General features: G+C 68.7%; 24 protein-coding genes. 9 read left to right on the top strand and 15 right to left on the bottom strand.

The annotated features are described in order from the left end of the window. The first annotated feature begins 5 nt into the window (after positions 1–5). Genes FFI97_RS16795 through FFI97_RS16780 form a run of 4 tightly spaced genes read left to right on the top strand, consistent with a single transcriptional unit; the run spans position 6 to position 4,540 of the window. Positions 6–848, top strand: coding sequence for a DUF4123 domain-containing protein (locus tag FFI97_RS16795; RefSeq protein WP_139700018.1), 843 nt, complete (start codon positions 6–8; stop codon positions 846–848). A 22-nt stretch (positions 849–870) separates the two neighbouring features. Beyond that, positions 871–1,632 (top strand): DUF3304 domain-containing protein, encoded by a 762-nt coding sequence (locus FFI97_RS16790; RefSeq protein WP_139700020.1) that lies wholly within the window; start codon positions 871–873, stop codon positions 1,630–1,632. Then, complete coding sequence (locus tag FFI97_RS16785) at positions 1,629–2,492, top strand: DUF3304 domain-containing protein (RefSeq protein ID WP_139700022.1); 864 nt, start codon at positions 1,629–1,631, stop codon at positions 2,490–2,492. The genes FFI97_RS16790 and FFI97_RS16785 overlap by 4 nt, the downstream gene beginning before the upstream one ends. Beyond that, the gene (locus FFI97_RS16780) at positions 2,489–4,540 is read left to right on the top strand and encodes a T6SS phospholipase effector Tle1-like catalytic domain-containing protein (RefSeq protein WP_139700024.1); all 2,052 of its coding nucleotides are present in this window, start codon (positions 2,489–2,491) and stop codon (positions 4,538–4,540) included. Before FFI97_RS16785 ends, FFI97_RS16780 begins: the two co-directional genes overlap by 4 nt. Positions 4,541–4,576: 36 nt before the next feature. Here FFI97_RS16780 and FFI97_RS16775 read toward each other — a convergent pair whose 3' ends face one another. From FFI97_RS16775 to FFI97_RS16750, 6 genes are read right to left on the bottom strand one after another with little or no spacing between them, the layout of a single operon-like run. Beyond that, positions 4,577–6,028 carry an aldehyde dehydrogenase gene (locus FFI97_RS16775; protein ID WP_139700026.1) on the bottom strand — a complete coding sequence of 484 codons (1,452 nt, stop codon included), beginning with the start codon at positions 6,026–6,028 and terminating at the stop codon, positions 4,577–4,579. Positions 6,029–6,066: 38 nt separating this feature from the next. Then, positions 6,067–6,777, bottom strand: a complete 711-nt coding sequence (locus FFI97_RS16770; RefSeq protein ID WP_139700028.1) for an ABC transporter ATP-binding protein — start codon at positions 6,775–6,777, stop codon at positions 6,067–6,069. After that, positions 6,774–7,523 carry an ABC transporter ATP-binding protein gene (locus FFI97_RS16765; protein WP_095747464.1) on the bottom strand — a complete coding sequence of 250 codons (750 nt, stop codon included), beginning with the start codon at positions 7,521–7,523 and terminating at the stop codon, positions 6,774–6,776. The genes FFI97_RS16770 and FFI97_RS16765 overlap by 4 nt, the downstream gene beginning before the upstream one ends. Next, positions 7,520–8,452 carry a branched-chain amino acid ABC transporter permease gene (locus FFI97_RS16760; protein ID WP_139700030.1) on the bottom strand — a complete coding sequence of 311 codons (933 nt, stop codon included), beginning with the start codon at positions 8,450–8,452 and terminating at the stop codon, positions 7,520–7,522. Before FFI97_RS16760 ends, FFI97_RS16765 begins: the two co-directional genes overlap by 4 nt. Beyond that, on the bottom strand, positions 8,449–9,327 hold the full coding sequence (locus tag FFI97_RS16755; protein ID WP_139700033.1) for a branched-chain amino acid ABC transporter permease: 879 nt from the start codon (positions 9,325–9,327) through the stop codon (positions 8,449–8,451). Before FFI97_RS16755 ends, FFI97_RS16760 begins: the two co-directional genes overlap by 4 nt. Positions 9,328–9,331: 4 nt before the next feature. Continuing rightward, positions 9,332–10,522, bottom strand: a complete 1,191-nt coding sequence (locus FFI97_RS16750; protein WP_095949421.1) for an amino acid ABC transporter substrate-binding protein — start codon at positions 10,520–10,522, stop codon at positions 9,332–9,334. Positions 10,523–10,734: 212 nt separating this feature from the next. Between FFI97_RS16750 and FFI97_RS16745 the strand changes: the two genes are divergently transcribed. Next, entirely contained in the window at positions 10,735–11,694 is a 960-nt protein-coding gene (locus FFI97_RS16745; protein ID WP_139700034.1) for a helix-turn-helix domain-containing protein, read from the top strand. On the opposite strand, the gene FFI97_RS16740 is transcribed toward FFI97_RS16745, so the two are convergent. After that, complete coding sequence (locus FFI97_RS16740) at positions 11,666–12,595, bottom strand: class I SAM-dependent methyltransferase (protein ID WP_185993622.1); 930 nt, start codon at positions 12,593–12,595, stop codon at positions 11,666–11,668. The two genes, FFI97_RS16745 and FFI97_RS16740, sit on opposite strands and share 29 nt — an antisense overlap. 335 nt (positions 12,596–12,930) lie before the next feature. On the opposite strand from FFI97_RS16740, the gene FFI97_RS16735 reads away from it, so the two are divergent. The 4 genes from FFI97_RS16735 to FFI97_RS16720 all read left to right on the top strand — a co-directional run bounded on the left by FFI97_RS16735 (position 12,931) and on the right by FFI97_RS16720 (position 15,294). Beyond that, the gene (locus FFI97_RS16735) at positions 12,931–13,656 is read left to right on the top strand and encodes a hypothetical protein (protein ID WP_139700038.1); all 726 of its coding nucleotides are present in this window, start codon (positions 12,931–12,933) and stop codon (positions 13,654–13,656) included. 49 nt (positions 13,657–13,705) lie between these two features. Further along, positions 13,706–14,182, top strand: coding sequence for a hypothetical protein (locus FFI97_RS16730; protein ID WP_139700040.1), 477 nt, complete (start codon positions 13,706–13,708; stop codon positions 14,180–14,182). Between the two features lie 93 nt (positions 14,183–14,275). Continuing rightward, positions 14,276–14,884 (top strand): flavin reductase family protein, encoded by a 609-nt coding sequence (locus tag FFI97_RS16725; RefSeq protein ID WP_139700042.1) that lies wholly within the window; start codon positions 14,276–14,278, stop codon positions 14,882–14,884. A 5-nt stretch (positions 14,885–14,889) separates the two neighbouring features. Beyond that, on the top strand, positions 14,890–15,294 hold the full coding sequence (locus FFI97_RS16720) for a hypothetical protein (RefSeq protein ID WP_139700044.1): 405 nt from the start codon (positions 14,890–14,892) through the stop codon (positions 15,292–15,294). A gap of 4 nt (positions 15,295–15,298) precedes the next feature. Here the strand turns inward: FFI97_RS16720 and FFI97_RS16715 are convergent, their stop codons facing one another. The 8 genes from FFI97_RS16715 to paaZ form a co-directional block, all read right to left on the bottom strand. Continuing rightward, on the bottom strand, positions 15,299–16,171 hold the full coding sequence (locus FFI97_RS16715; protein ID WP_260685012.1) for a ChbG/HpnK family deacetylase: 873 nt from the start codon (positions 16,169–16,171) through the stop codon (positions 15,299–15,301). Between the two features lie 4 nt (positions 16,172–16,175). Then, positions 16,176–17,759, bottom strand: a complete 1,584-nt coding sequence (locus FFI97_RS16710; protein ID WP_139700049.1) for an ArnT family glycosyltransferase — start codon at positions 17,757–17,759, stop codon at positions 16,176–16,178. Then, positions 17,756–18,796: a glycosyltransferase family 2 protein gene (locus FFI97_RS16705; protein WP_139700051.1), complete on the bottom strand. Its 1,041-nt coding sequence runs from the start codon at positions 18,794–18,796 to the stop codon at positions 17,756–17,758. Before FFI97_RS16705 ends, FFI97_RS16710 begins: the two co-directional genes overlap by 4 nt. Next, positions 18,793–19,362, bottom strand: a complete 570-nt coding sequence (locus FFI97_RS16700) for a phosphatase PAP2 family protein (protein ID WP_139700053.1) — start codon at positions 19,360–19,362, stop codon at positions 18,793–18,795. Before FFI97_RS16700 ends, FFI97_RS16705 begins: the two co-directional genes overlap by 4 nt. A 154-nt stretch (positions 19,363–19,516) precedes the next feature. Then, positions 19,517–19,966 carry a hypothetical protein gene (locus FFI97_RS16695; RefSeq protein ID WP_139700054.1) on the bottom strand — a complete coding sequence of 150 codons (450 nt, stop codon included), beginning with the start codon at positions 19,964–19,966 and terminating at the stop codon, positions 19,517–19,519. Positions 19,967–20,087: 121 nt separating this feature from the next. Beyond that, a complete protein-coding gene (locus tag FFI97_RS16690) occupies positions 20,088–20,648 on the bottom strand; it encodes a methyltransferase family protein (RefSeq protein WP_139700056.1) in 561 nt (186 codons plus the stop codon). A 29-nt stretch (positions 20,649–20,677) separates the two neighbouring features. Beyond that, a complete protein-coding gene (locus tag FFI97_RS16685) occupies positions 20,678–21,436 on the bottom strand; it encodes an SDR family NAD(P)-dependent oxidoreductase (RefSeq protein ID WP_139700058.1) in 759 nt (252 codons plus the stop codon). Between the two features lie 10 nt (positions 21,437–21,446). Then, positions 21,447–23,498 (bottom strand): phenylacetic acid degradation bifunctional protein PaaZ, encoded by a 2,052-nt coding sequence (gene paaZ, locus FFI97_RS16680; RefSeq protein ID WP_139700060.1) that lies wholly within the window; start codon positions 23,496–23,498, stop codon positions 21,447–21,449. Positions 23,499–23,535: the final 37 nt, after the last annotated feature.

The following is a 23,535-nucleotide window of genomic DNA, read 5'->3' as shown; positions in this document are numbered from 1 at the left end:
GCACGATGAACCTGATCGACAAGCACGCACCCGGATGGATCGACGCCCTGTTTGCGGACGGCGGCCCTCTTGCCTCTGGCGCCGAGGGATTTCGCTACGCCTTGGTCGATTGCGCATTCGCTCCGCAATGCCATCAGCTGCTCGAGAGCCACCTGGGCTCCGGCTCCTGGCGGTCGCTCTACGAGAACATGCCCGGCGCTTCAGATGAAGCGATCCGGCATTCGCCCGTGCTGCTAAACATCGATGCCGTCGAGAGGCCCTTGCTCGATCGTGTGCTGCAGCTGACGAATGGCTTGCCGATGCTCAGCTTCATCCGCTCGGCCGAGCCGCTCGAGTCGCTGTTCGAACGCTTGAGTCCCTGGTGCATCGTGAATGCGGACGGGCAGTATTTCGTGCTGCGCTTTCCCGACACGCGCCGCCTGCCGGATGTGCTGGCTGCGCTGTCTCCGTTGCAGCAGACGGCGTTCTGCGGCCCCGGAGCCACATGGCATTTCCGTCGGCGCGACGCCAGCTGGAGCACTTTCCTTGCACTCGGGCAAATGAACGCCTCCATGTCGCTGCCCCCGGGCGCGCCGGTGCTCGATGGTGAACAATGCGCGGTGCTCATCGCCGGCAGCGAAGTGGACGAGATGGTCGCGAACCTGCTGCAGCTCTCGCCAGCCTATGAAGCTAAGCATTTGCCCTCGGCCTTGCACGCACTTGCGGAACGCGGGCTCGCCGAGGCCAATGCCATGCACCTCGACACGATGGCACAACGGATGAATCTGTGCGAAGTGTTTTGGCTGCATCCCGAACTCAGCCGCAGCGTTCGTTCAGACCATGAGGCGCTGCGCGCCTTGATGGTCTAGCGCACCACAGCAGTAACAACAGATGCTTCTCAAGAACTGGCTCCTTCCCTTCGTGCTTCTTGCATCCCTGGCCGCGACAGGATGTGCCATCGGTCGTGCCGACACGGTTCCAGCGTCGGTCAGCGGCGTCAACTACACCGACCAGGACATCCACTACCGGCTGTTCGATCCCAAGGACCTGAAGAAGACCGTGGTCGCTTCTGAAGAGATCGGGCCGTTTGCCGCAGGAGGCGTGATCTGTTGTTATGACGTGCCGAAGACGTGGGCACCCGGCATCCAGGTCGGCGTGATCCTGCAGAGCTACGACAACAAGGCGGGCGACTACCGGCCGCGCCAGACCTTCATCGTTGATCTACCTCCCTACGACAGGAGTGGCAAGGCGGGGGATGTGTGGTTCATCAACTATCCCGATGGCACGGTGGGGGTGGTTTCAACTGCGTACCGACCCAACGGCGACGAATGGCCCGGGAAGATCAAGGGATGGCCCAAGCCTTCCTTGGCCTTTCAGCGCGAGTTATGGGAACGGGATATGAGGTTGGCACAGGAGAGTCTCAGGGCGAGCAAGGAGTCAGCGGCTGAGTTCGATCGGAATCCCTTGGATTTTCTGAGGAAAAGATGGGATTTCTACTTGGAAGAGCTGAAGCAAAAACGACCGCCGAAGGAACTTCAAATGTTCGCGGGTCCGGATGATCCAGAATTTCTTGCTCACGAACGCCAATGGCGAATGCGGTTACTGGAGCATTCGCAAGACACAGTTGATCGACTTCTGAAAGTAAAGCCATGACAACGCAACTCGCAAGTGCGATGGATGCGGCAATTGATGCTGATCCTTCGAATCAAAGGGCCCTTCTCGAAAGCCAGGCTGGCAAGATCAAAAAAATCCGTGTGGTCGGGCTGCGCAGGAACTGGCTGTTCCCGTTTTTTCTTCTCGCATCACTGGCCACCAGTGGTTGTGCTCTAGGCCGCGCCGACACGGTTCCGGCCTCGGTCAGTGGCGTCAACTACGCCGACCAGGACATCCGCTACCGGTTGTTCGATCCCAAGGACCCGAAGCAGACCGTGGTCGTCTCCGAAGAGATCGGGCCATTTGCCGCAGGAGGTGTGATCTGTTGCTATGACGTGCCAAAGACGTGGGCACCCGGCATCCAGGTCGGCGTGATCCTTCAGAGCTACGACAACAAGGCGGGCGACTATCGGCCGCGCCAGACCTTCATCGTCGACCTGCCGCCCTACGACAAGAGTGGCAAGGCGGGGGATGTGTGGTTCATCAACTATCCCGATGGCACGGTGGGCGTGGTTTCAACTGGGTACCGACCCAACGGCGACGAATGGCCCGGGAAGATCAAGGGGTGGCCCAAGCCTTCGCTGGCCTTTCAGCGGGAGTTGTGGGAGCGGGATATGAGGTTGGCACAGGAGAGTCTCGAATCGAGCGCGCAATCACTCCGGGAGTTGAACCGCGAGCCGAAAAAATACCTCGAAAAAACATGGACTGAACTTGCAAAGGAGTTCGCCTATAAAAAGAAACTCGCTGCATTTTCGGGACCTGCCGATCCGGCATTTCTTGCGGAAGAAAAAGCTACGCTGGAGAAGCTGGTGGCCTGGAATCGGGAAAAAATCGATCGATTGATGCAGGTCAAGCCATGACGGCACACCTCGTAAACCCAATTGACGAGGCGATTTTTTCCAACCCTTCAGATCGCAAGGTGTTCTTCGGGGCAAGTAACAAGCAGATCGAAGTTGACTATGAAGTCGGCCGTGAATTACGCCCTGTAGGCCAGCCCGGCAAGTCCTGCGACGTGAACCTCTTCATGGGCTTCTTCTTCGACGGCACGCGCAATAACTACGACCGCAGCACCAGAGAAAAGGATCACACGCATTCCAACGTCGCGCGCCTGTACGGTGCCTATCCGGGCCAGCACGTGCCCGGGGTGCCAGCCGACCCCGATGCGCAGTGGACCACGAACCCCGACAACTACCAGCAGTTCTTCAAGGTGTATGTGCCGGGCGTGGGGACGCCCTTCACGCAGGTGGACGACAGCGGCACCGGCAAGGACGCGCTGCTGGGCAACGCCACGGCGCTCTACGGCGAGCGCCGCATCCTGTGGGCGTTGGCGCAAGCGCTCAACTGCGTCTACCGCTACCTCACCCGAAGCGGCAACGGGCCAGGGCTCTTCTCCAGCGAAGAAGTGCTGAAGTTTTGCAAGGCTTTCGACCTCGGGCGGGAGGAACTGCTGGAAGCGGGCAAAGGGCCCGCCGACAAACGCCAACGCGAGAACAAGAATCGCCGGACGCTCGAAGCGATGCTCAACAAGCTGCACGAGTCGGTCAAGCCGCACATGATCGATCCCGCAACGGGTCAGTGCAGCAAGGTTGATCCAGGGCGCGTGCAGCGCATCTTCGTCAGCGCATTCGGCTTTTCGCGAGGCGCTGCGGAGGCTCGGGTCTTCGTCAACTGGTTCCTCGCGATGTGCGAGATCGATGCCGAACTCCGCGGACAGACCGGGCCGACGCTGGCGTCGTTTCCGGTGACCTTCGACTTCCTGGGACTGTTCGATACCGTCGCGTCGGTCGGTGTGGCGGCCTCGTCCCTTTTCGCTGACGGCCATGGCGGCTGGGCTGACGCTGACACTTCGATGCGCATCCCGGCCGACGTGCCCTGCCTGCACATCGTGGCCGCGCATGAGTTCCGTCGCAGCTTTCCGTCGGATTCCGTTCATGTCGGCAATACGCTGCCCGCGAATTCTCGGGAGTGGGTGTGCCCCGGCATGCACTCGGACGTCGGCGGAGGCTACATGCCGAAGGAGCAGGGCAAGGGGATCGATGAGGCGGGCGAGGACATGCTTTCGCGCATTCCTTTGGCCCTGATGTACCGCGAAGCACGAATCTTGGGCGTGCCCCTGAAACTAGAACTGGCACGCCCAGTCATCCAGAAGCAATTCATGGTCGCCAAGGACCTGATCCGTGATTTCAACGCTTACCTCGCCGTATGCCGGGTCAAGGAAGGGGCTCTGCGCGACATCATGGCGGAGCAGCGCAAGCTGTTCATCCTGTGGCGCAAATCATGGGCCGGTCGCCCGTTGGAGATGGATTTTGTCCTGCGTGCTCCGGCCCCAGACCGGGCGGATCTCTTGTCGGCCGACGAGCAGTTCGTCAAGGAAGTGAAGGACTTCGAAGCCTGGCTCAAGAAAAAGAAGCGGATCAGCGGCCGCAACAGCCCGGACGGCACACCGCACGAAGTCGACAACGTGCCCGGCATCGATTCGGAGCGGGTCGGCGAGTGGGGCCGCATCGAGCCGTACTGGAACGAGACTGTGCTCACCAGCAAGCTGTTCGAAGACCGCGTGCACGATTCGCACGCATGGTTCAAGCTCACCGGGCCCGAAGCGGCCGAGTTCAAGGAGCAGCTCGAAAAACTGGTGGCCCGGAAGAAAAGGGCGGACGAGGCGCGCGGGCAGATCGATCCACCCAGAGGCGGAGCGCCCGCCGGGCTGACGCGCCGGCAGGAGCAATGGGTGAACCTGTACCTGACGAAGGGCGAGTACGCGCCCGAATTCACGGAAGGGCGCGAATGGTATGCATGGGGGGCCGGCTACCTGCGCTACCGCCGTGTGTATGCGGGCGCGGACGAGACACGGCTGACCCAGAACCGTCGGCCCGCCGAAAGGGCATCGCCGGAGCCGATGACGGCTTGATCGGAGCGGCAGGGCGGTGTCCTGCCGCTCCCTTGTTCAGAATGGATAGTGCCGAGGCGTCGTCTGCACTGTAATCCACCGCAGCTCCGTGAACGCTTCAACGCCGGCCCGCCCCCCAAACCGCCCATACCCCGACGCCTTCACCCCCCCGAACGGCATCTGCGCCTCGTCATGCACCGTCGGCCCGTTGACATGGCAGATCCCCGCCTCGATGCGCTGCGCAACGTTCCATGCGCGCGCCACATCGCGGCCGAACACCGCGGACGACAAACCGAACTCGTTGTCGTTGGCCACCGCCACGGCCTCTTCCACGCCATTCACCCGCACGACCGCCTTCACCGGCCCGAACGATTCCTCGCGGTAGATGGCCATCGCGGGCGTGACATGGTCGAGCACGGTGGCGGGCATCAGCGTGTTCTGCGCCTTGCCGCCGCACACGAGCACGGCGCCCTTGGCGAGCGCGTCGTCGATCAGCGCGTTGCAGCGGGTCACGGTGCTCATGTCGACGACCGAGCCCAGCACGACGGGGCCTTCGCGCGGGTCGCCGAGCGGCAAGGCCTGTGCGCGGGCGGCGAACTTCGAGACGAACTCGTCGGCGACGGCGTTGTCGACCACGAGGCGTTCGGTCGACATGCAGATCTGCCCCGAGTTGGCAAACGCGCCGAAGATCGCGCCGTCCACGGCCGCGTCGATGTCGGCGTCGTCGAGCACCACGAAGGGCGCCTTGCCGCCGAGTTCGAGCACGGCGGGCTTCAGGTACGTGGCGCAAGTCTGCGCGATGAGGCGGCCCACGCGCGTCGAGCCGGTGAAGTTGACGCGCCGCACGGCCGGGTGCGCGACCATGGCCTCGACCACGGCGCCCGCGTCGGCGGGCGCGTTGGTGACGAAGTTCACGGTACCTTCGGGCAGGCCGGCCTCGGCCAGTGCTTCGATGATGAGCGCATGCGTCTCGGGGCACAGCTCGGAGCCCTTGAGCACCACGGTGTTGCCGCAGGCCAGTGGCGTGGCGATGGCCCGCGTGGCCAGGATCACGGGGGCGTTCCATGGCGCGATGCCCAGCACCACGCCGGCGGCCTGCCGCACGCCCATGGCGAGGCTGCCGGGCACGTCGGACGGAATGACCTCGCCCGCGATCTGCGTGGTGAGCGACGCGGCCTCGGTGAGGATGCCCGCCGCCAGGTGCACGTTGAAGCCGGCCCACAGCGCCGAGGCACCGGTCTCGCGCGCCATGGCCTGCACGAAGGCGTCGGCGCGCGCTTCGAGTGCGTGCGCGGCCTTGAGCAGCAGGGCGCGGCGTTCGTTGGGGCCGGTCTGCGACCAGGTGAAGAAGGCGCGATGCGCGGCGTCGACAGCGGCGACTGCGTCGGCGGGTGTGGCGGCGGGGGCGCGCGTGGCGATGCCGCCGTCCAGCGGGTTGCGGCGCTCGAAGGTGGCGCCACCGGTGGCCGCGCGGCGTTCGCCGTCGATGAGCATGGAGATGTCGGTCATGGGTGTCCTTTGCAAGAAAGAAAGAGGAAGAGGGGTGTTCAGGCCACGCCCAGGTAGGCCTGGCGCACGGCGTCGGAATGCAGCAGCGCCTGCGCTTCGCCCGAGGCGACCACGCGCCCGCGTTCGAGCACGTAGCCGCGGTCGGCGGCCTGCAAGGCCTTGCGCACGTTCTGTTCGACCATGAGCACGGTCACGCCCTGGTCGGCGATGCGGCGCACGATGGCGAGCAGCTCGTCGACCATGCGCGGCGCGAGGCCGAGCGAAGGCTCGTCGAGCATCAGCAGGCGCGGCCCGCTCATGAGGGCGCGCGCCACGGCGACCATCTGCTGCTCGCCGCCGCTCATGGTGCCGGCGAGCTGCGTGGCGCGTTCCTTCAAACGCGGAAAGTCGTCGAAGGCGCGCGCGAGGCGCTCGGCGCGCAGCTGCGCGGGAATGAGCCAGCCGCCGAGTTCGAGGTTCTCGGTGACGGTCATCAGCGGGAACAGCTGGCGGCCCTCGGCCACCAGCGCCAGGCCGCGCCGCACGCAGGCGGTGGCATCGGCGGACGGCAGCGCCGCACCGTCGAGCACCGCATCGCCCGTGCGCGGCAGCAGCCCCGCCAGCGCCTTGAGCAGCGTGGTCTTGCCCGCGCCGTTGGGCCCGAGCACGACGGTGACGCCGGGCGTCACGTCGAGGTCCAGGCCCTGGATGACCTGGAAGCCGTGGTAGCCGGCCGAAAGGCCGCGCACGGTCATGAAGGTGCCGCTCATGCCGTGGCCTCCATCTCGTCGCCCAGGTAGGCCTCGACCACCTCGGCATTGCGCACGACCTCGGCCGGCGTGCCGTCGGCGATCTTGCGGCCCTGGTGCAGCACCAGCACGCGCTCGACGTACTTCAGCAGCGTGGTCACCGCGTGCTCGATCCACACGACGGCGAGGCCGTGGTCGTCGCGCAGGCGGCGGATGCGCCGCGCCATGGCATCGACCTCCGCTTCGGTGAGGCCGGCCGCCACCTCGTCGAGCAGCAGCACGCGCGGCCGGGTGCCGAGCGCCATGCCGATCTCGAGCAGCCGTTGCTGCGAGGGCGTGACGTCGGCCGCGATCTGCGTGGCGAGGCCGCCCAGGCCCAGCATGTCGAGGATCTCGCCGGTGCTGCCCAGGCCCGCGATGGGCGCACGGCGCCGGCCCGCGAACTGCATGCCGAAGCGCACGTTGTCCTCGAGCGTCATGTCGGCCATCACGCGCGGTGTCTGGAAGGTGCGTGCGATGCCGTGGGCGGCGTACAGGTGCGGGCCGCGCCGTGTCAGGTCGACATCGCCTTCCACCAGCAGCCGGCCCGACGTCGGCATGACCACGCCCGAGATCGCATTGAAGAAGGTCGTCTTGCCCGCGCCGTTGGGGCCGATGATGCCGACCAGCTCGCCCGCATGCAGCGTGGCGCTCACCGCGTCGACGGCGGTGAGCCCGCCGAAGCGCACCGTGAGGTCGCGGGCTTCGAGAAGCGGCGTGGCCTTCATGGTGCGTGCCTCCGCAACGCGGCCGCCTTGCGCTGCCACAGCGACGCGAGGCCGTTGGGCAGGTACATCACGCACAGGATGAGCAGCAGCCCCAGCACCATCATGTAGCCGTAGGGAAGCTGCAGCCGCAGCGTCTCCGACAGCAGGCTGAACACGATGGCCGCGGCCACCGGTCCGCCGATGCTGGCGGCCCCGCCGATCATCGCGATCAGCACGGTCTGGAAACCGATGAAGGGGCTGAACACGGCCGCAGGCTCGATGTAGGTCCAGCGCACCGCCATGGCTGCGCCCACCGCGCCGGCGAAGGCGGCGGTGAGCGCGAAGCCGGCGATCTTCACGCGGCGCGTGTCCACGCCCAGCGTCTGCGCACGCTGCTCGTCGGCGCCGATGCCGGCCAGCGCCAGGCCGAAGCGGCTGCGCTTCACGAGCAGCGCGGTGGCAATGGCCGCACCCGCAATCGCCAGCACCGTGAGGTACACCGTCTCGTTCGACGGCACGACAGTGAGCACGCGGCCCACGGTGCCCGAGACCTGCTTCTCGACGAAGGTGACCGCATGGCGGATCAGCTCGGTCATGCCGAAGGTCAGCACGGCGAAGTAGGTGCCGCGCAGGTGCAGCACGGCCGCGCCCATCAGCACCGCCACCGCGCTCGCGATGGCCGCGCCGCTCAGGATCACCAATGGCCAGGGCAGCACCTCGAGCAGCGTGGCGCTCGCATACGCGCCCAGCCCGAAGAAGGCCGAGGTGGCGAGCGACAGGTAGCGCGTGGCACCGCAGAACAGCGACCAGCTCGTGGCCAGCGCGATGTACATCAGGCAGCCGAGCGCCACCGAGGCGATGAACTCGCTCGCGACCCACGGCACGGCGGCCGCCAACACGAGGCCGATGCCAAGCACCCACCACGGTTTGTTTTGAAAGAGGGAGTTCATCTTCTGGAGAACAGTCCGTTGGGCCGCCAGATCAGCACGCCGATGAACACGGCATACGACAGCAGCATCTTGAGCGAGGGGCTCGTGTAGTGCATGCCCAGCGCTTCGACCACGCCCAGCAGCAGGCCGCCGACGAGGCTGCCCGCGATGCTGCCGAAGCCGCCGAGGGTGATGACGATCAGTGCCGTCACGGTGTAGGGCTCGCCCATCGAGGGCGAGATCTCGTAGGTCATCGACAGCAGCGCGCCCGCCACGCCCGACAGGCCCAGGCCGATGCCGAACATCAGCGGGTGCAGCCGCCTGGTGTTGATGCCCACGAGCTGCGCGCCGGTGGGCGACTGCATCAGTGCGCGCACCGCCTTGCCCAGCAGCGTGAGCTTGAGCAGCGCGATGAGCACCAGGCTCAGCGCCAGCGCCACGCCGAACAGCACGAGCTTGTTGGCGGTGAAGCGCATCTCGCCCAGCTGCACCGGTTCGGCCAGGTAGTCGTAGCCGCGCAGGTCGCCACCCCACACGAGCAGGGCGGTGTTCTGTACGAAGAACATCAGGCCGAAGCCGACCATCAGGCTGCGCGCCTCGAACACGTCGACGTTCGGCGCGCGCGCCGCCACCTGGCGAAAGCACAGCCAGTGCACCGCCATGCCCAGCGCCATCAGCAGCACGAAGGCCGCCGGCATGAACGCCAGCGGCGAGATGCCCAGCGCCGTGTGCGCCCACCACGTGAGAAAGGCGCCGAGCATCAGGAACTCGCCGTGCGAGATGTTCATGATGCGCATCAGCCCGTACTGCAGGTTCAGCCCGATGGCGACCAGCGCATAGATGCCGCCCGTGATCAATCCGCCGGCCAGGAGCTCGGCCCATCCAGAGAACGACACGCTGTTATTTCCAGGCCGGCTTCGGCATCAGTTGCGCGGTGGCGCGGTCTTTGGGCCACACCACTTCGAAGTCGCCGCCCTGCCACTGCGACACGGTGCCGGGGATCGACGCGTTCTCGCTGCCTTCGAAGCGGATCGGCCCGAGGATGGTCTTGAACTCGTTCTTCGCGATCTGCTCGCGCAGCGCCTTGCGATCGAGGCCCACTTTCTCCACCGCCTGCTGCAGGATCTGCAGGCCCGCCCACGCGTGGCCGCTGGCCCAGCGGTCGGGCTCCTTGCCGAACTTCTTCGTGTGCGCATCGAAGTAGGCCTTGGCCTCGGGGCTGGTCTTGCCGTTCCACGAGCCCATGCCGATCACGCCCTCGGTGTTGGCCGCCATCACGTTCTTGTAGAGCTGGAAGGCCGTGCCCACCGAGGCGTAGAAGTACTTCGGGTTGAAGCCCACCTCGCGCGCCTGCCGGCTCGCCAGGATGGTGTCCGGCGGGTAGGTGATGCCGATGAAGGCGTCGGGGTTCAGGTCCTTCATGGTGCGCAGCACGGGCGCGAGGTCTTTCACGCCCAGCGGGTAGCTCTTGCGGTCGAGCACCTGGATCTGCGTCTTCTTCAGCGCGTTGTTCAGCGCCGCGAAGTTCTCCAGGCCGAACAGGTCGTCCATGTAGACGATGGTGATCGTCTTCACGTTCTGCGCCACCAGCATGTCGACCAGCGCGCCCATCATCTTGTCGGGCTGCTGCAGCAGCGAGAAGAAGAAGGGCAGGCGCATGTCGATGAGCTTGCGCGACAGGGCCGTGGGCGCCAGCAGTGGATAGCCGAAGCGGTTGGCCAGCGGCGCGACCGCGAAGTTGGCGCCCGACCCCCAGGGCGGCAGCACGAGATCGACCTTGTCGCTGCCCATGAGCTTTTCAAACGTGCGCACGCAGGTCTCGGTCTCGCTGCGGTCGTCGTAACCGATGAGCTCGATGGGGCGCTTGGCACCCTTCACCGACAGGCCGCCCGCGGCGTTGACCTGCTCGGCCCACAGCAGGTAGTTGGGTTCCTGGCTCACCTGCGCACCCGCGGCCCAGGGGCCGGTGCGGGCGATGGCGTAGCCGATGCGAACGGGCGCGCTTTGCGCGAACAGCTGCGGCGCGACGGCGGCCGCGCCCAGCGCGGTGGCCGTGCCCTGGATCCAGTGGCGGCGGGTGGGGTGAAGCATGGAGGTCTCCTTCCGGGCGTCGGTATGCGCCCGCTGACCGGGATCGTAGAAACGCACGCCCTTTGCCGCTGTGCCCGCCGCGCACAAAGCACTTGACGCAGCGTGCAGGCGCCTAGTGGTTAACCCGCAAAGGCGAGGGCTTTGCGGGCACTCCACAATGCGCGGCATCCTGCTGCCGTGTTGCAATCTTTCGTCTTCACTGCTTTCGCCCCATGACCGCGTCCCTGCTCCTGTCCACCGACGCCATCCCGCCGAAGGAACGCGGGCCGCTGTGGTGCGAGTGGGTGTGGCGCCACTTCGGCGGCCTCGGCTCCGACCTGTACGGCGACAGCGATTTCGACGGCCACCTCGCGTCCTCGCACGCGGGCGACGTGATCCTCACGCGGCTCGAAGCCAACCGCCATCGCGTGCTGCGAACCCCGCAGATGGCGCGCCTGAGCGATGCGCCCTACCTGAAGATCGTCGCGCCCTGGCAGGGCTCGGCCGAGGTCACGCAGCGCGGGCGCGCGGCGGCGGTGCGCGCGGGCGGCTGGACGCTGTACGACACCACGCTCGACTACACCGTGGCCAACCCCGAGCGCAGCGACCACCTCATCGTGATGCTGCCAAAAGACCAGATCGCCTCGCCCGCGCTGCCGCTGGGCGACCTCGTGGCGCGGCGCATCGGTGGCGACAGCGGCATCTCGCGCGTGGCGCTGGAGACCATGCGCAACACCTACCTGGAGCTGCCCCACATGAGCGAGGCCGCCGCGCGCGGCGCGGGCGAGCTGCTGATCCAGCTGGTGCGCCTGTCGCTCATGGAGCTGGCGGGCCGCAGCACCGCCCAGACCCAGCGCGAGGCGCTCAAAGACCGCATCCACCGCCACGTGGCGCAGAACCTGCGCGACCCGGCGCTGTCGATCGACGGCATGGCGCTGGCCCTGCGTTGCAGCAAGCGCCTGCTGCACCAGGCCTTCGCGGGCGACGACGACACGCTCACCGGCTACATCCAGCACCAGCGGCTGGCCGCCAGCATCCGCGACCTCATCGACCCCGCGAACGCCGCGCGCTCCATCACCGACATCGCGCTGGGCGCGGGCTTCGGCAACCTCTCGCACTTCAGCCGCGTGTTCCGCGCGCACACGGGCGGCAGCCCGAGCGAGTTCAGGCGGCAGGCGACGTTGCCGCGCTGACGATGCGCGCGTGCGCGATGTGCGCCGCGCCGGCCGGCTGCAGGCCGTTGCGCCCGGTCGGGTCGTAGCGCGCCAGTGCTGCGTGGCCGTCGATGTCTTCGAGCAGATCGAGCCCGGTGCCGCGCAGCAGCGCAGCCAGCGTCTTCGGATCGAAGCCCGACAGAAACTCTTCGCCGACCGAGGCCACGTCGCTGCGCAGCTTCTGGAAGGCCTCGGTGCCTGCGGGGCCCGCGTGCAACGTGGCCTCGTCGATGTAGGTGAAGACCAGTTCGCTGCCGGGCGCCGCGCAGGTGGCGATGTCGCGCAGCGCGGCAAGGTTGGCCTCGCGCGTCAGGTACACCGTCACGCCGAGCCATGAGAAGAAGGTCGGCTGCGCGGCGTTGAAGGGCGAACGCGCGAGCGCCGCGCCGAGGCTCTCGGCCGACAGGTCCGCTTCGACGAAATGCACCGATGCGGACGGTGCCACGCCACAGGCCGCGAGGCGCTGGCGCTTCAACGGCTGCGTGGCCGGGTGATCGACCTCGTAGATGGCCAGGCCCTGCGCCCACTCGGGGATGCGGCACACGAAGCTGTCGAAGCCGGCGCCGATCAGCACGTACTGGGCGACGCCGCGCGCGACCGCGTCCTTCAACGCGTCTTCCGTGTAGCGCGAACGCAGGATCACGTCGGGGTAGGCGGCGTTGGCGCGCATCGCGTCGTCGAGCGTTGTGTCGGGCGAGCCCGTCGAGGTGGCGTCGCGCCGTGCCAGCGCGCGTTCGAGGAACGCGGCGCGCACGCTGTCGGGCACCAGGCGCTCGCCCCACGGGTCGTGCAGCAGCGGCGCGGGTGCGCTGCGTGCATGGATGGCGCGCATGAGCGCGGTGGCGAGGGCGGTTCGGCTGGCTTGCGAAGAAGGATTCAAGGGCGGGGCTCCAGTGGTGCGAGGGCGCGAAGTTTCAACCCGCGCGAGGCGTCTGTACAGCATTCGTTCCGCTCACGGGCCACGATGCACGTACGGCACACCGCGCGCTGCTTGCAGAGTTGCCATGAATGCTTAAGCAGCGCTTGTGTCGAAGCGGGCATCAAACTTAAATCTTCTCGGTTAACTGATTTCGCAGCGGGCGTTTTCAGATCAAAAAAAAGATGCTTTAACGCGTGCGCAGCCTCGAGAGCGACGCTTCCCGCTGGTATGGTCGTGCGCGCAATTCAGCTCCACGCCATCACGCCCGTTGTCGACGCATTGGGTACTTGCTTCACATGCCCCTTCGTCACGACCGCATCTTTCCGCGCTACGCGTTCTACTGTGTGCTGGCCGGCCTGGCCGCGATCTATGTCTTCTGCGCCATGGTGCTGGTGCCGGCCAGGATCTACATCCTTCCGTACCTCATCACGCCGGACTTCGTGCGCTACAAGGGCGCCTTCTTCGTGCTGGTGCTGGCGATCCCGGCCGCGATCTATCTGATCGGCTGGAAGGGCAGCGACTTCTTCGCGTGGCTGCGCACCCCGCAGGTGCTGACGCTGACCGCGCACGGCCTGCAGCTGGGCACGCAGACGGTTGCCTTCGCCGACGTGACGCGGCTGCGCCATCGCCACAACCGCAACCACCTGCTGCTCACCACCCGCGACGGCCGCACGCTGCGCCTGCGGCTCGACCTGTGGGACGACCCGTATGCACTCGTCGCCGAAGTGGAAGAGGCCGTGGGCGAGGTGCTGCGCCACGACGTCGAGCGCCGCCTGCATGCGGGCGACACCGTGCCCTTCGGCGCGCTGGCACTGAATGCCGAAGGGCTGGTGCACAAGGGCCAGCTCATCGCGTGGTCGAGCATCGACACCATCCGCACGCAGTCCGATGCCGAAGCGATGGACGTCGACGAGCACCTGCTCATCGTTGCCAACGGCAAGACCCGCAAGATCGATCGCTCCAAGATCGACAACGAACCGGTGCTGATGAGCTGCCTCATGCAGCGCCTGCCGTCGGCCTGAGCCCCTTTTCTTTTTCTTTCTTCAATCTCCAAAGTACAGCGACTCCAAAATGGAAATCTACAGCTCCGCCAGCCAACAGGAAAAAACCCGCCAGGACCGCCCCGTCTTCTATTCCCGCACACGGCTGATCGCCGGTGCCACGCTCTGGGTGGTGGTGGCGGTCGTGCTGGCCGTGCTGTGCATCCGCGCGCAGGACAAGAACATCGGCATCCTCATCGCGGCGGGCTTCGGCCTGCTGGCCGCGTGGCTGGCCGTCAAGTGCATCCGCACGCTGGCCAACATCGCCACGCCCGCCTTCGTCATCGGCCACCAGGGCCTGACTTTCGAGAACGGCCTGCTGCTGCCGTGGCACAACATCGTCGAGAACACCTGGGTCAACCAGGACTACATGGGCATTCCCATCGGCAAGCAGATCCAGATCAAGACCGACCTGCCCAAGCCGAAGGCCCGCGTGCTGCGCCGCGCCACCGCGCTGGAGATTTCGGGCGACGAGTACCTCGCGCTGTGCGACGCCTACGCGGCGTGACGGGCAAACAACCGCGCGTTTGAGCCGCCCGGCACCTGCTGGTAGGCTGGCGGGCCGCCATCCTCCGGGCTCGCTGTCGCGGGCCCCACGCGCATGAACGCCTCCCACCGCCGGCCGGTTCCGTTGAACAAGGCCTACCGTCTCCTGAACCACGGCCCGACCGTCCTCGTGAGCGCCGCGCACGATGGCCGGCGCAACATCATGGCCGCGGCCTGGGCCATGCCGCTGGACTTCGATCCGCCCAAGGTGGCGGTCGTGCTCGACAAGAGCACCTGGACGCGCGTGCTGCTCGAAGGCGCGGGCACCTTTGCACTGCAGGTGCCCACGCGCGCGCAGCTCGACCTGACCGAGGCGCTGGGCAACAGCTCGGGCCGCGAGATCGCCGAGCGCGACGGCAGCGACAAGTTCGCCGCCTACGGCCTCTCGACCTTCGCGGGCGACGCCACCGGCACGCCGCTGCTCGAAGGCTGCGCGGCCTGGCTCGAATGCCGGCTGCTGCCCGAGCCGCAGATCCAGCAGCGCTACGACCTGTTCCTGGGCGAGGTGATCGCGGCGCAGGCCGATGCGCGCGTGTTCTCCGAAGGGCGCTGGCATTTCGAAGGACACGACGAGCTGCGCACGCTGCACCACGTGGCGGGCGGGCATTTCATCGTCGATGGCGAGGCGGTCGATGCGAAGGCGCTGCCGCGGTTGACACCGTAGCCTGCATGCCGGACCTGAACCAGATCATCACCGTCGCCGCCTACAGCCTCATGGGCCTGCTGGCGGCCATGATAGGGTCGCTGGGCCTGGCGGCGCTGTGGACCTGGCGCGACTGGCCCGGTGCCGACCGCCTGACCGGCCTGGCCGCGCGGCTGGCGATCCTCACGTGGATGGTGGGCGGCGTGATGCTGGTCGTCGGCGGGCTGGCGATGGCCGGGCTGGCGGCGTGGGTCATCTTCTGGGCGTCCAAGCCGCTGCCGTCCACGGCGCTCGGCATCGCGGGCTACGTGGCCTCGCGGGCCGTGCTCGTGGTCATGGCGGTGCTGCTGGTGCGCAAGGGCGTGCTGGTCCTCGCCAGCTGGTGGGGCGCGCGCGGCGAGGGCACGGGGACGACGGCAGACAAGCCGTAGCGGTTCAGGCCGCGGCCCGGTGCGGCACCTCGACCGGGGGCGCGCCGAGCCAGTGCGACAGCGGCGCCAGCACCACCTCGCCGGCACCGTCGGCATCCCGCACCGGAAACACCAGGTCGCGCAGCACCGCGTACTCGCGCAGCCGCGCGGGGCCGATCGGGTCGCCCGGCGTCAGGCCGGCGGAGGGGTGGCACATGAGCACGTCGCCCGTCTCGCTCGCCGCGATCCACGCGGTGAGGCGCTGCTGGTGGTCCTGCATGTCGCCCTCGAAGTCGTACACGCCGAGCAGGCGGCGGCTGGTGGGAATGCCGTGGCGGTGGGCCAGCGCCGACAGGCCCGCGGCGCCCAGCGCATGGATGAGGCCGGCCTTCAGCCGCTCGGCGCCCCGGCCCGGGCCCGGCGCCGTGTGGCGCAGCCAGGGCGGCGCCGCGCCGTAGCGCCGCACGATCTCTTCCACCAGCAGCTCGCGCACCATCGGCAGCTGGTGCACGTGGCGGTGCCCGTCGACGAAGGCGGGGGCGCGGTGCATGGCGTCCTCGAAGCGGGTGAACTGGTCGCGGATGTCGGCGCGCAGCCCCGGGGCGAAGGCGGTCCGCGTCCAGGTGCGCGCCACCAGGCCGGTCAGGGCCGGCTCGGGGCCGCCGGAGACCTCGGGCCGCGTGAGGTCCAGGTGCAGGCCGGCGTCGAAGGTGCCAGCGTCGAGGCGCCGCAGCGCCCGTGCGCCGGCCAGCCAGGCGCGGCGGCGCACCATGCCGCTGGTGGCGCAGACGATGCCGCGCTCGACCAGGTCGATGACGGCCGTGTTCACGCCGGCGCTCAGGCCGAAGTCGTCGGCGCAGATGCACAGGCTGCGGGACGAGGCGGTGGGGGTGTGCATGTCGTCAGTCATTGGCGCTGGCCGGGGCCGCCGGCGGGAGGTCGAGGCAGTGCGCGTCGCCCGTGGCGCTGCCCGGGAAGCGCCAGGCCGCGACGGCCGGGGTGAAGGCGACCAGCCGGGCCCGCGCGAGCCACGGGTGGGCAAGCTGCGCGTTGCTCGGGCCCACCAGCCAGGTGGTGCGCGGCGTGCACAGCGCGGCGGCCAGCTGCGTGCGGTCGACCAGCAGGTCGGCGGCGCGCGCGGGGTCGAAGCGGGCCGCGTCCGCGATCTCCTTGCGCCAGTTGTCGCGCGTGTCGGTGGCGGCGGCTTGCCAGTCGTCCGCGATCCGCACCGGCGTGCGCAGCTGCCAGTAGAACGGGATCTCGTAGAGGTAGCTGTCGAGCATCAGCACCTGATCGCCGGCCGCCACGGCCTGGCCCTCGGGCAGCCGCAGCCGCGTGCCCGGCGGCCGGGCGTACAGCGCCAGGCCGGCCACGCAGGCGATGCACACGAGGGCCGACGCCAGGGCCGTCGCGCGGACCTTGGGCAGCAGCGTGTCCAGCACGCGGCCCGCGAGCACGCGCTGCGCGATCAGGCAGGCCAGCGGCGGCAAGGCCGGCAGCACGTAGCCGACCAGCTTGGAGCGCGGCAGCGAGAAGAAGCCCACGATGACCACGAGCCAGATCCACATGAGCCAGTCGATGTCGGAGAAGCGCGTGCGCGGCGCCGCCGCGTCGTGGCCGCGCGGCACCAGGGCCCACGCGAACCACGGCAGCGTGAGGGCTGCCAGCACCGGCAGGTAGAACCACATGCCGTGCTCGTTGTTGAAGCCCGAGGACGCGAAGCGCCGGAAGTGCTGGGTGATCACGAAGTAGTCGAAGAACCCGGGGTACTTCATCTGCATCGCGACGAACCACGGGCCGGCCACCGCGAGCAGGATCGCCCAGCCCGGCAGCCACACGGCCAGGCGCAGCACGACGGCCTTGCGCGTCACCGCGCACCAGGCCAGCAGCACCAGCGTGGGCAGCAGCAGGCCGATGAGCCCCTTGGCCAGCAGCCCCGCCGCCGCCAGCAGGTAGGCGCCCGCCAGCAGGCCGCGCCACGGTTCCTCGCGCTCGCGCGCCAGCACGGCGCCAGCGCCGAACAGCACGGTGCCCGAGATGCAGCCGGCCACCAGCATGTCCAGGTTGGCGAACTGCGCGCCCAGGAAGAAGAAGGGCGTGGTGACGAGCACCACGGTGGACAGCAGCGCCAGCCGCACCGTCGACCAGCGGCGCAGGAACAGGAACAGCGCCGAGGCCGCGATGCCCGCGCCCAGCACGGACGGCAACCGCGCGGCCCATTCCACCGGCCCGGCCACCGCCATCGCGGCGGCGCCGATCCAGTAGAACAGCGGCGGCTTGTGGAAGAAGGGCAGGCCGTCCAGCCGCGGCACCAGCCAGTCGCCGGAGTGCAGCATGCCCAGCGCGATGCCGACGTAGCGGCCTTCGTCGGGCGCCATCAGCGGCCGGGCCCAGGCCGTGATGAGCAGCCAGGCGAAGATGCCCGCGATGAGCCACAGCGGCTGCGGTGCGGTCCACCAGGCGGGCGTGGTCGTGCGCGGTGTCATGGCTGCCCGGCCCCGAGGCCGGTTCCGCGCTCCTGGCGCACCACGTACAGCGGCCGGCCCTTGGCCTCCTCGTAGATGCGTGCGATGTACTCGCCGACGATGCCGGTCGAGATCATCTGGATGCCGATGAAGAACATCAGGCTCACCACGATGGTGGTCCAGCCGGAGACGGCGTTGCCGAACAGCAGGTGGTCGATGGCCACGAAGATGCCGTACGACAGCGCCGGCACCGCGAACAGCAGGCCGACCACGCTCACCATGCGCAGCGGCCAGGTGGTGAAGGCGGTGAGTCCGTCGATCGCCAGGCTCACGAGCCGCCGCGCGTTGAAGCTGCTGGCGCCCTGCGCGCGCGGGGCCGGCGTGTAGGGCAGCGCCACGGCGCGGAACCCGACCCACGCGTACAGGCCCTTCATGAAGCGGCTGCGCTCGGGCAGGCTCTTCAGCGCGTCGACCACCTTGCGGTCCATCAGGCGGAAGTCGCCCGCGTCCTTGGGCACCGAGAAGCGGTCCGAGTCGTTCATGAGCCGGTAGAACAGGCGGCTGCCGAGCTGCTTGAAGCGGCTCTCGTCATGGCGCGCCTCGCGCACCGCGTAGACCACCTCGGCGCCGGCGCGCCACTGCGCGAGCATGTCGTGGATGAGCTCGGGCGCGTGCTGCAGGTCGCCGTCGAGCAGCACCACCGCATCGCCGCCGGCGGCGGCCAGGCCCGCGGTGAGTGCGGCCTCCTTGCCGAAGTTGCGCGACAGCGAGATGCAGCGAAAGCCCGACAGGTCGCACCAGGCCTCGGCCACGGCGGCGGTGTCGTCGGTGCTGCCGTCGTCGACCACGATGATTTCCCAGTGCATCCGCGTGGCCCAGAGCACGTCTTCGAGCAGCGGCAGCAGGTGGCGCAGGTTGGCGCCCTCGTTGAAGCAGGGGATCACGCACGAGAGGCTGTGCGCGCCGGGCGGCGGCGTGTCGGGGTCGACGGTCCGCGGCGAGGGGGCGGCCGTGGCCGTGGCGTCGGTGTCCGGGCGCAGGGTCGAGGCGGTGGTCATGAGGGTCTCCAGGCGGAAGCCGTGGCACGGGTGGCGGCGCGCGCGGCCGCGCGGTGGGCCAGCCACTGCGCGGTGCCCAGCGCACCGACGAGCGCGGCGGCCAGCAGCAGGCCGGCCGCGATGTCGAACGGGAAATGAACCCCGGCGTAGACCCGGCCCCAGCCCGTCGCGGCAGCCAGCAGGAACAGCGGCACGCCGATGGCGCGCAGGCCGGCGCGCGCCAGGAAGGCCAGCGCGACCGTGAACATCACGCTGGCGTGCGTGCTCGGCAGCGAGCCGTTGACCGCGTGCGTGATGTAGGCCGGCACCAGCTCCTGCGTGAAGGGGCGCGGCACGTTCAGCCGCAGCGCGATGGCGTGCGACAGCATCGAGGCCAGCCCGGCCAGCAGCCCGACCGCGGCCAGGTAGGCGCGCTCGTCGGGCCGGCGCCACAGCATCGCAAGCGCGACGGCGGCGCACAGCCAGCTGCCGCCGAGCGCCAGCGTGCGGGCGCACACCAGCACCCATGGCGTGGGCTGCGCGCCGGCGGCGAGCCATTGCAGCAGGGCGAGGTTCAGCGCGTGCATGGCGGCACCTCGCTCGGCACACAGCGAACGGTGGGCGCAGGGCGATGCGCGCACGAAGACAAAGCGGACATGGTCGGACCTTTCGACAAAGACGAGGGGGCGCCGGCCGCGCGCAGGGCGCAGCACAGCCGCTCGGCGCGCGAGGCGCCGCTTCTCAGGTCGCGAAAGGTGGGGCGGCGGGGGGAGGCAGGCGCCGCCAGGGGGCGGACGGCGGCGGCGCGCCGGCATGCCGCGGCACGGGCTCGGGCACCGTGCGCCCGGCAGGGCCGGCATGCCGCATCAGCACCACGGCCAGCGGCAGCAGCGCCAGCAACAGGGCCAGCAGCGTGTCCAGCCCCAGGTTCAATGTGTCGGGCAGATGAATCCCCGCGGGGCCCTGGGCGAACACCGTGGTCTCGCGGTCGGTCGGGTGGTCCGCGCGGTCGTCCGCTTCGAACTGCGTCGTCTCGCCGACGCCGCGCAGCCGCAGCATCGGTTCGTCCTCGAGCCCATCGCAGTTGAAATGCACCGCGATGAAGGGCTGCAGCAGGCTCAGCAGCAGGGCCGCGAACCACCATGCCCGGCGATGGGCACGAGCGAGACGGCGGACGCGTGCGAGCAACATGCGCGAATGCTAGGAGCCTCGCATGAACGGAACCTGATCGTGCAGGTCAGCGTCCCGCAAGGTAGCGGGCGGTGCGCGGAAGGGGAGAAGGCAGGCCGGCGCTACCGGGCCGGCGCCGCGCTTACAGCAGGAACGGAATGAAGCGCCGCGTGCCGCGCATGTACGCGCGGTAGTCGTCGCCGAAATGCGCGAGGCATTCCTTTTCGTCGCGCAGCGCCGTCAGGAACAGGAACAGCGTGGCCATCAGCACCAGCGCCAGCGTGAGCCAGGTGAACTGCTTGAGGAAGGCGCCCCAGGCCAGCAGCATCAGCGCCGTGTACATCGGGTGGCGGATGTAGCGGAAGGCGCCGGTGGTCACCAGCGCCGAGGTCTTTTCAAAGCCGTACAGGGCCGGGTCGTCGTTGCGTGCCTCGCTCGGCTTGCCCTGCGCCTTGAGCAGCCGCACCGCGTGGATCGGCAGCCAGATCGACAGCGCCAGCAGCACGCACGAGAGCAGCTGCGTGAACGAGAGCGGATCGACATGCCACACTGGCAGGTTCAGCACGATCAGCACCAGCATGCATTCCCACGCGAAGAAGCGGTAGAAGCCGTGCGAGCCGGGCTGGCTCAGCGGCCCGCGCGACACGTACAGCAGCGCGGCCGTGCCGGCGACGAAAAGAAAGAGCTGGAACCAGAGGAGCATGGCGGCCGAATTTACACGGCCCGCAAGACTCAGCCGGAGATCGAAAACCCGCCGTCGACCGGGATGGCGGTGCCGGTCACGTAGTCGGAGGCGGCGCTGGCCAGGAACACGGCCGTGCCCGCGATGTCGCCCGGCTGGCCCCAGCGGCCGGCCGCGGCGCGCGCCTTCACGCGCTCGTACAGGCCCGGGATCTGGGTGCGCGCACCGTCGGTCAGCTCGGTCTCGAACCAGCCCGGCAGGATGGCGTTGACCTGGATCTGGTCGACCGCCCACGAGAGCGCGGTCGACTTGGTGAGCTGCACGATGCCGGCCTTGCTCGCGGCGTAGGCCGGGGCGTATGGCGCGCCGAAGATCGACATCATCGAGCCGATGTTGATGATCTTGCCGCCGCCCGCGGCCTTCAGGTGCGGGTGCGCGGCGCGGCTGCACAGGAAGGCGCTGGTGAGGTTGGTGTCCATCACCTGGTGCCACTCGGCCAGCGCGAGCTGGTCGACCGGCTTGCGCACCGTGGTGCCGGCGTTGTTGATGAGGATGTCGAGCCGGCCGCAGCGCGCGGCGACCTCGTCGAAGGCCTTCTGCACCGAGGCTTCGTCGGTCACGTCGAGCGCGAGCGCGAAGCTGTCGCTGCCCAGTGCCTTCAGCGATTCGACCGCGGCGGCCGACTTCTGCGCATTGCGCGCCGCGATGATGACGCGGGCGCCGGCCTTGGCGAGGCCCTGCGCCATGCCGAGGCCGATGCCGCCGTTGCCGCCGGTGACGAGCGCGACTTTTCCTGTGAGATCGAACATCAGGTGGAGCTTAGGTGGTGGTGGGTTTCTTGGAGACGAGCGTCAGGATATCGTAGCTCGCGACCAGCTCGCCGAGCTGGTTGGTCACCTCCACGTCCCAGGCCACCACGCCCTGGCCCTGGCCGCTCGCGTCCTTCTTGTTGCGGTCGATCTTGCGCTTGCAGGTCAGGCGCGCCTGGATGGTGTCGCCGATGCCCACGGGCTTGACGAAGCGCAGCGTGTCCAGGCCGTAGTTGGCCAGCACCGGGCCGGGCGAGGGCGACACGAACAGGCCCGCAGCCGCCGACAGCACGAAGTAGCCGTGCGCGATGCGCTTGCCGAAGGGCGAGGCCTTGGCCGCCTCTTCGTCGAAGTGCATGTAGAAGTAGTCGCCCGAGATGCCGCCGAAGGCGACGATGTCGGCTTCGCCCACCGTGCGGCGGTGCGTGAGCAGCGAGTCGCCGATGCGCAGTTCTTCGAAGTAGCGGCGGAAGGGATGCACCTCGCTCTCGCGCAGCGCGGCGCCGCGCACGTGCTCGCCGGTCACGGCCGCGAGCATGGTGGGCGAGCCCTGCAGCGCGGCGCGTTGCAGGTAGTGCTTCACGGCGCGCAGGCCGCCGAGCTCTTCGCCGCCGCCCGCGCGGCCCGGGCCGCCGTGCTTCAGCACCGGCAGCGGCGAGCCGTGGCCGGTCGATTCGGCGGCGGCCTCGCGGTCGAGCACCAGCAGGCGGCCGTGCCAGGCGGCCGCGACCGGGATGGCCTTGGCCGCGATGGCCGGGTCGCGCGTGACGAGCGTGCCCACGAGGCTGCCCTTGCCGCGCGCGGCCAGTGCCAGCGCTTCGTCGATGCCGTCGTAGGGCATGAGCGTGCTGACGGGGCCGAAGGCCTCGACGTCGTGCGCGGCGTCGTGTTCGAGCGGCTTGCGGCTCAAGAGCAGCGTGGGCGCGAAGAACGCGCCTTCGCCCACACCGTCGCCCACGGGCGCGAAGCCGTCGCGCTCGCCGTACACCAGCTCCGCGCCCTGCAGCAGCGTGGCGACGCGCTCGGCCACGTCGGCCTGCTGGTCGCGCGAGGCGAGGGCGCCCATGCGCACGTCTTCGCGCGAGGGGTCGCCGATGACGGTCTTGGCCAGGCGCGCGCGCAGCTTCTCGGCCACCGCATCGAGATGCTGGCGCGGCACGATCGCGCGGCGGATGGCGGTGCACTTCTGGCCGGCCTTGATGGTCATCTCGCGCGCCACTTCCTTCACGAAGAGATCGAACTCCTCGTCGTCGGGCGTCACGTCGGGCGCGAGGATCGCGCAGTTCAGCGAATCGGCTTCGGCGTTGAACGGGATCGACTGGCGCACCAGGTTCGCGTTCACGCGCAGCTTGGCGGCGGTGTCGGCCGAGCCGGTGAAGGTGACGACGTCGGGCCCTTCGAGGCGGTCGAGCAGGTCGCCCGTGCTGCCGATCACGAGTTGCAGGCTGCCCTCGGGCAGGATGCCCGACTGCACGATGAGCTTCATCAGCGCCTCGGTGAGGTAGCTGGTGGCCGTGGCCGGCTTGCCGATGCAGGGCATGCCCGCCAGGAAGCTGGGCGCGAATTTTTCGAGCAGGCCCCACACCGGGAAGTTGAAGGCGTTGATGTGCACCGCCACGCCGCCGCGCGGCACCAGGATGTGCGTGCCCGCGAAGCCGCCCTTCTTGCCGAGCGGGAAGGCCGGGCCTTCGTGCACGAGGTTGCCCGAGGGCAGCTCGTTGGTGCCGATGCTGGCGTAGGCGCTGAGCGTGCCGGCGCCGCCTTCGATGTCGATCCAGCCGTCGGCGCGCGTGGCACCCGTGTGGGCCGACACGGCATACAGCGCTTCCTTGTTCGCGGCCAGGTACTTGGCCAGCGCCTTCAGGCGCTCGGCGCGCTGCTGGAAGTCGAGCTTCATGAGCGCGGGAATGCCGACGCGGCGCGCATGCGCCAGCGCCTCGGCGAAGTCGATGGCCTCGGCGTGCGTGCTCGCGACGGCCTGGCCGTTGACGGCGCTGCGCAGCGATTGCGCGGCTTCCTGGCCGATCCAGCGGCCGGCGATGTAGCTTTGAAGGGTGGTCATGCGGATGTCCTTTCGAGGTGTTGCTCCTTCCCCCGCT

It is taken from the genome of Variovorax sp. KBS0712 (assembly GCF_006323185.2).
Lineage (GTDB): Bacteria > Pseudomonadota > Gammaproteobacteria > Burkholderiales > Burkholderiaceae_C > Variovorax > Variovorax boronicumulans.
The sequence above is the reverse complement of the archived record's forward strand: the minus strand, read 5'-3'. Positions and strand labels throughout refer to the sequence as shown.

Excerpts from the sequence above, each read along its gene's own strand:
- FFI97_RS16795 (WP_139700018.1), top strand. The coding sequence starts at position 6 with ATGAACCTGATCGACAAGCACGCACCCGGATGGATCGACGCCCTGTTT.
- FFI97_RS16790 (WP_139700020.1), top strand. The coding sequence starts at position 871 with ATGCTTCTCAAGAACTGGCTCCTTCCCTTCGTGCTTCTTGCATCCCTG.
- FFI97_RS16785 (WP_139700022.1), top strand. The coding sequence starts at position 1,629 with ATGACAACGCAACTCGCAAGTGCGATGGATGCGGCAATTGATGCTGAT.
- FFI97_RS16780 (WP_139700024.1), top strand. The coding sequence starts at position 2,489 with ATGACGGCACACCTCGTAAACCCAATTGACGAGGCGATTTTTTCCAAC.
- FFI97_RS16775 (WP_139700026.1), bottom strand. The coding sequence starts at position 6,028 with ATGACCGACATCTCCATGCTCATCGACGGCGAACGCCGCGCGGCCACC.
- FFI97_RS16770 (WP_139700028.1), bottom strand. The coding sequence starts at position 6,777 with ATGAGCGGCACCTTCATGACCGTGCGCGGCCTTTCGGCCGGCTACCAC.
- FFI97_RS16765 (WP_095747464.1), bottom strand. The coding sequence starts at position 7,523 with ATGAAGGCCACGCCGCTTCTCGAAGCCCGCGACCTCACGGTGCGCTTC.
- FFI97_RS16760 (WP_139700030.1), bottom strand. The coding sequence starts at position 8,452 with ATGAACTCCCTCTTTCAAAACAAACCGTGGTGGGTGCTTGGCATCGGC.
- FFI97_RS16750 (WP_095949421.1), bottom strand. The coding sequence starts at position 10,522 with ATGCTTCACCCCACCCGCCGCCACTGGATCCAGGGCACGGCCACCGCG.
- FFI97_RS16745 (WP_139700034.1), top strand. The coding sequence starts at position 10,735 with ATGACCGCGTCCCTGCTCCTGTCCACCGACGCCATCCCGCCGAAGGAA.
- FFI97_RS16735 (WP_139700038.1), top strand. The coding sequence starts at position 12,931 with ATGCCCCTTCGTCACGACCGCATCTTTCCGCGCTACGCGTTCTACTGT.
- FFI97_RS16730 (WP_139700040.1), top strand. The coding sequence starts at position 13,706 with ATGGAAATCTACAGCTCCGCCAGCCAACAGGAAAAAACCCGCCAGGAC.
- FFI97_RS16725 (WP_139700042.1), top strand. The coding sequence starts at position 14,276 with ATGAACGCCTCCCACCGCCGGCCGGTTCCGTTGAACAAGGCCTACCGT.
- FFI97_RS16720 (WP_139700044.1), top strand. The coding sequence starts at position 14,890 with ATGCCGGACCTGAACCAGATCATCACCGTCGCCGCCTACAGCCTCATG.
- FFI97_RS16715 (WP_260685012.1), bottom strand. The coding sequence starts at position 16,171 with ATGCACACCCCCACCGCCTCGTCCCGCAGCCTGTGCATCTGCGCCGAC.
- FFI97_RS16710 (WP_139700049.1), bottom strand. The coding sequence starts at position 17,759 with ATGACACCGCGCACGACCACGCCCGCCTGGTGGACCGCACCGCAGCCG.
- FFI97_RS16705 (WP_139700051.1), bottom strand. The coding sequence starts at position 18,796 with ATGACCACCGCCTCGACCCTGCGCCCGGACACCGACGCCACGGCCACG.
- FFI97_RS16700 (WP_139700053.1), bottom strand. The coding sequence starts at position 19,362 with ATGCACGCGCTGAACCTCGCCCTGCTGCAATGGCTCGCCGCCGGCGCG.
- FFI97_RS16695 (WP_139700054.1), bottom strand. The coding sequence starts at position 19,966 with ATGTTGCTCGCACGCGTCCGCCGTCTCGCTCGTGCCCATCGCCGGGCA.
- FFI97_RS16690 (WP_139700056.1), bottom strand. The coding sequence starts at position 20,648 with ATGCTCCTCTGGTTCCAGCTCTTTCTTTTCGTCGCCGGCACGGCCGCG.
- FFI97_RS16685 (WP_139700058.1), bottom strand. The coding sequence starts at position 21,436 with ATGTTCGATCTCACAGGAAAAGTCGCGCTCGTCACCGGCGGCAACGGC.
- paaZ (WP_139700060.1), bottom strand. The coding sequence starts at position 23,498 with ATGACCACCCTTCAAAGCTACATCGCCGGCCGCTGGATCGGCCAGGAA.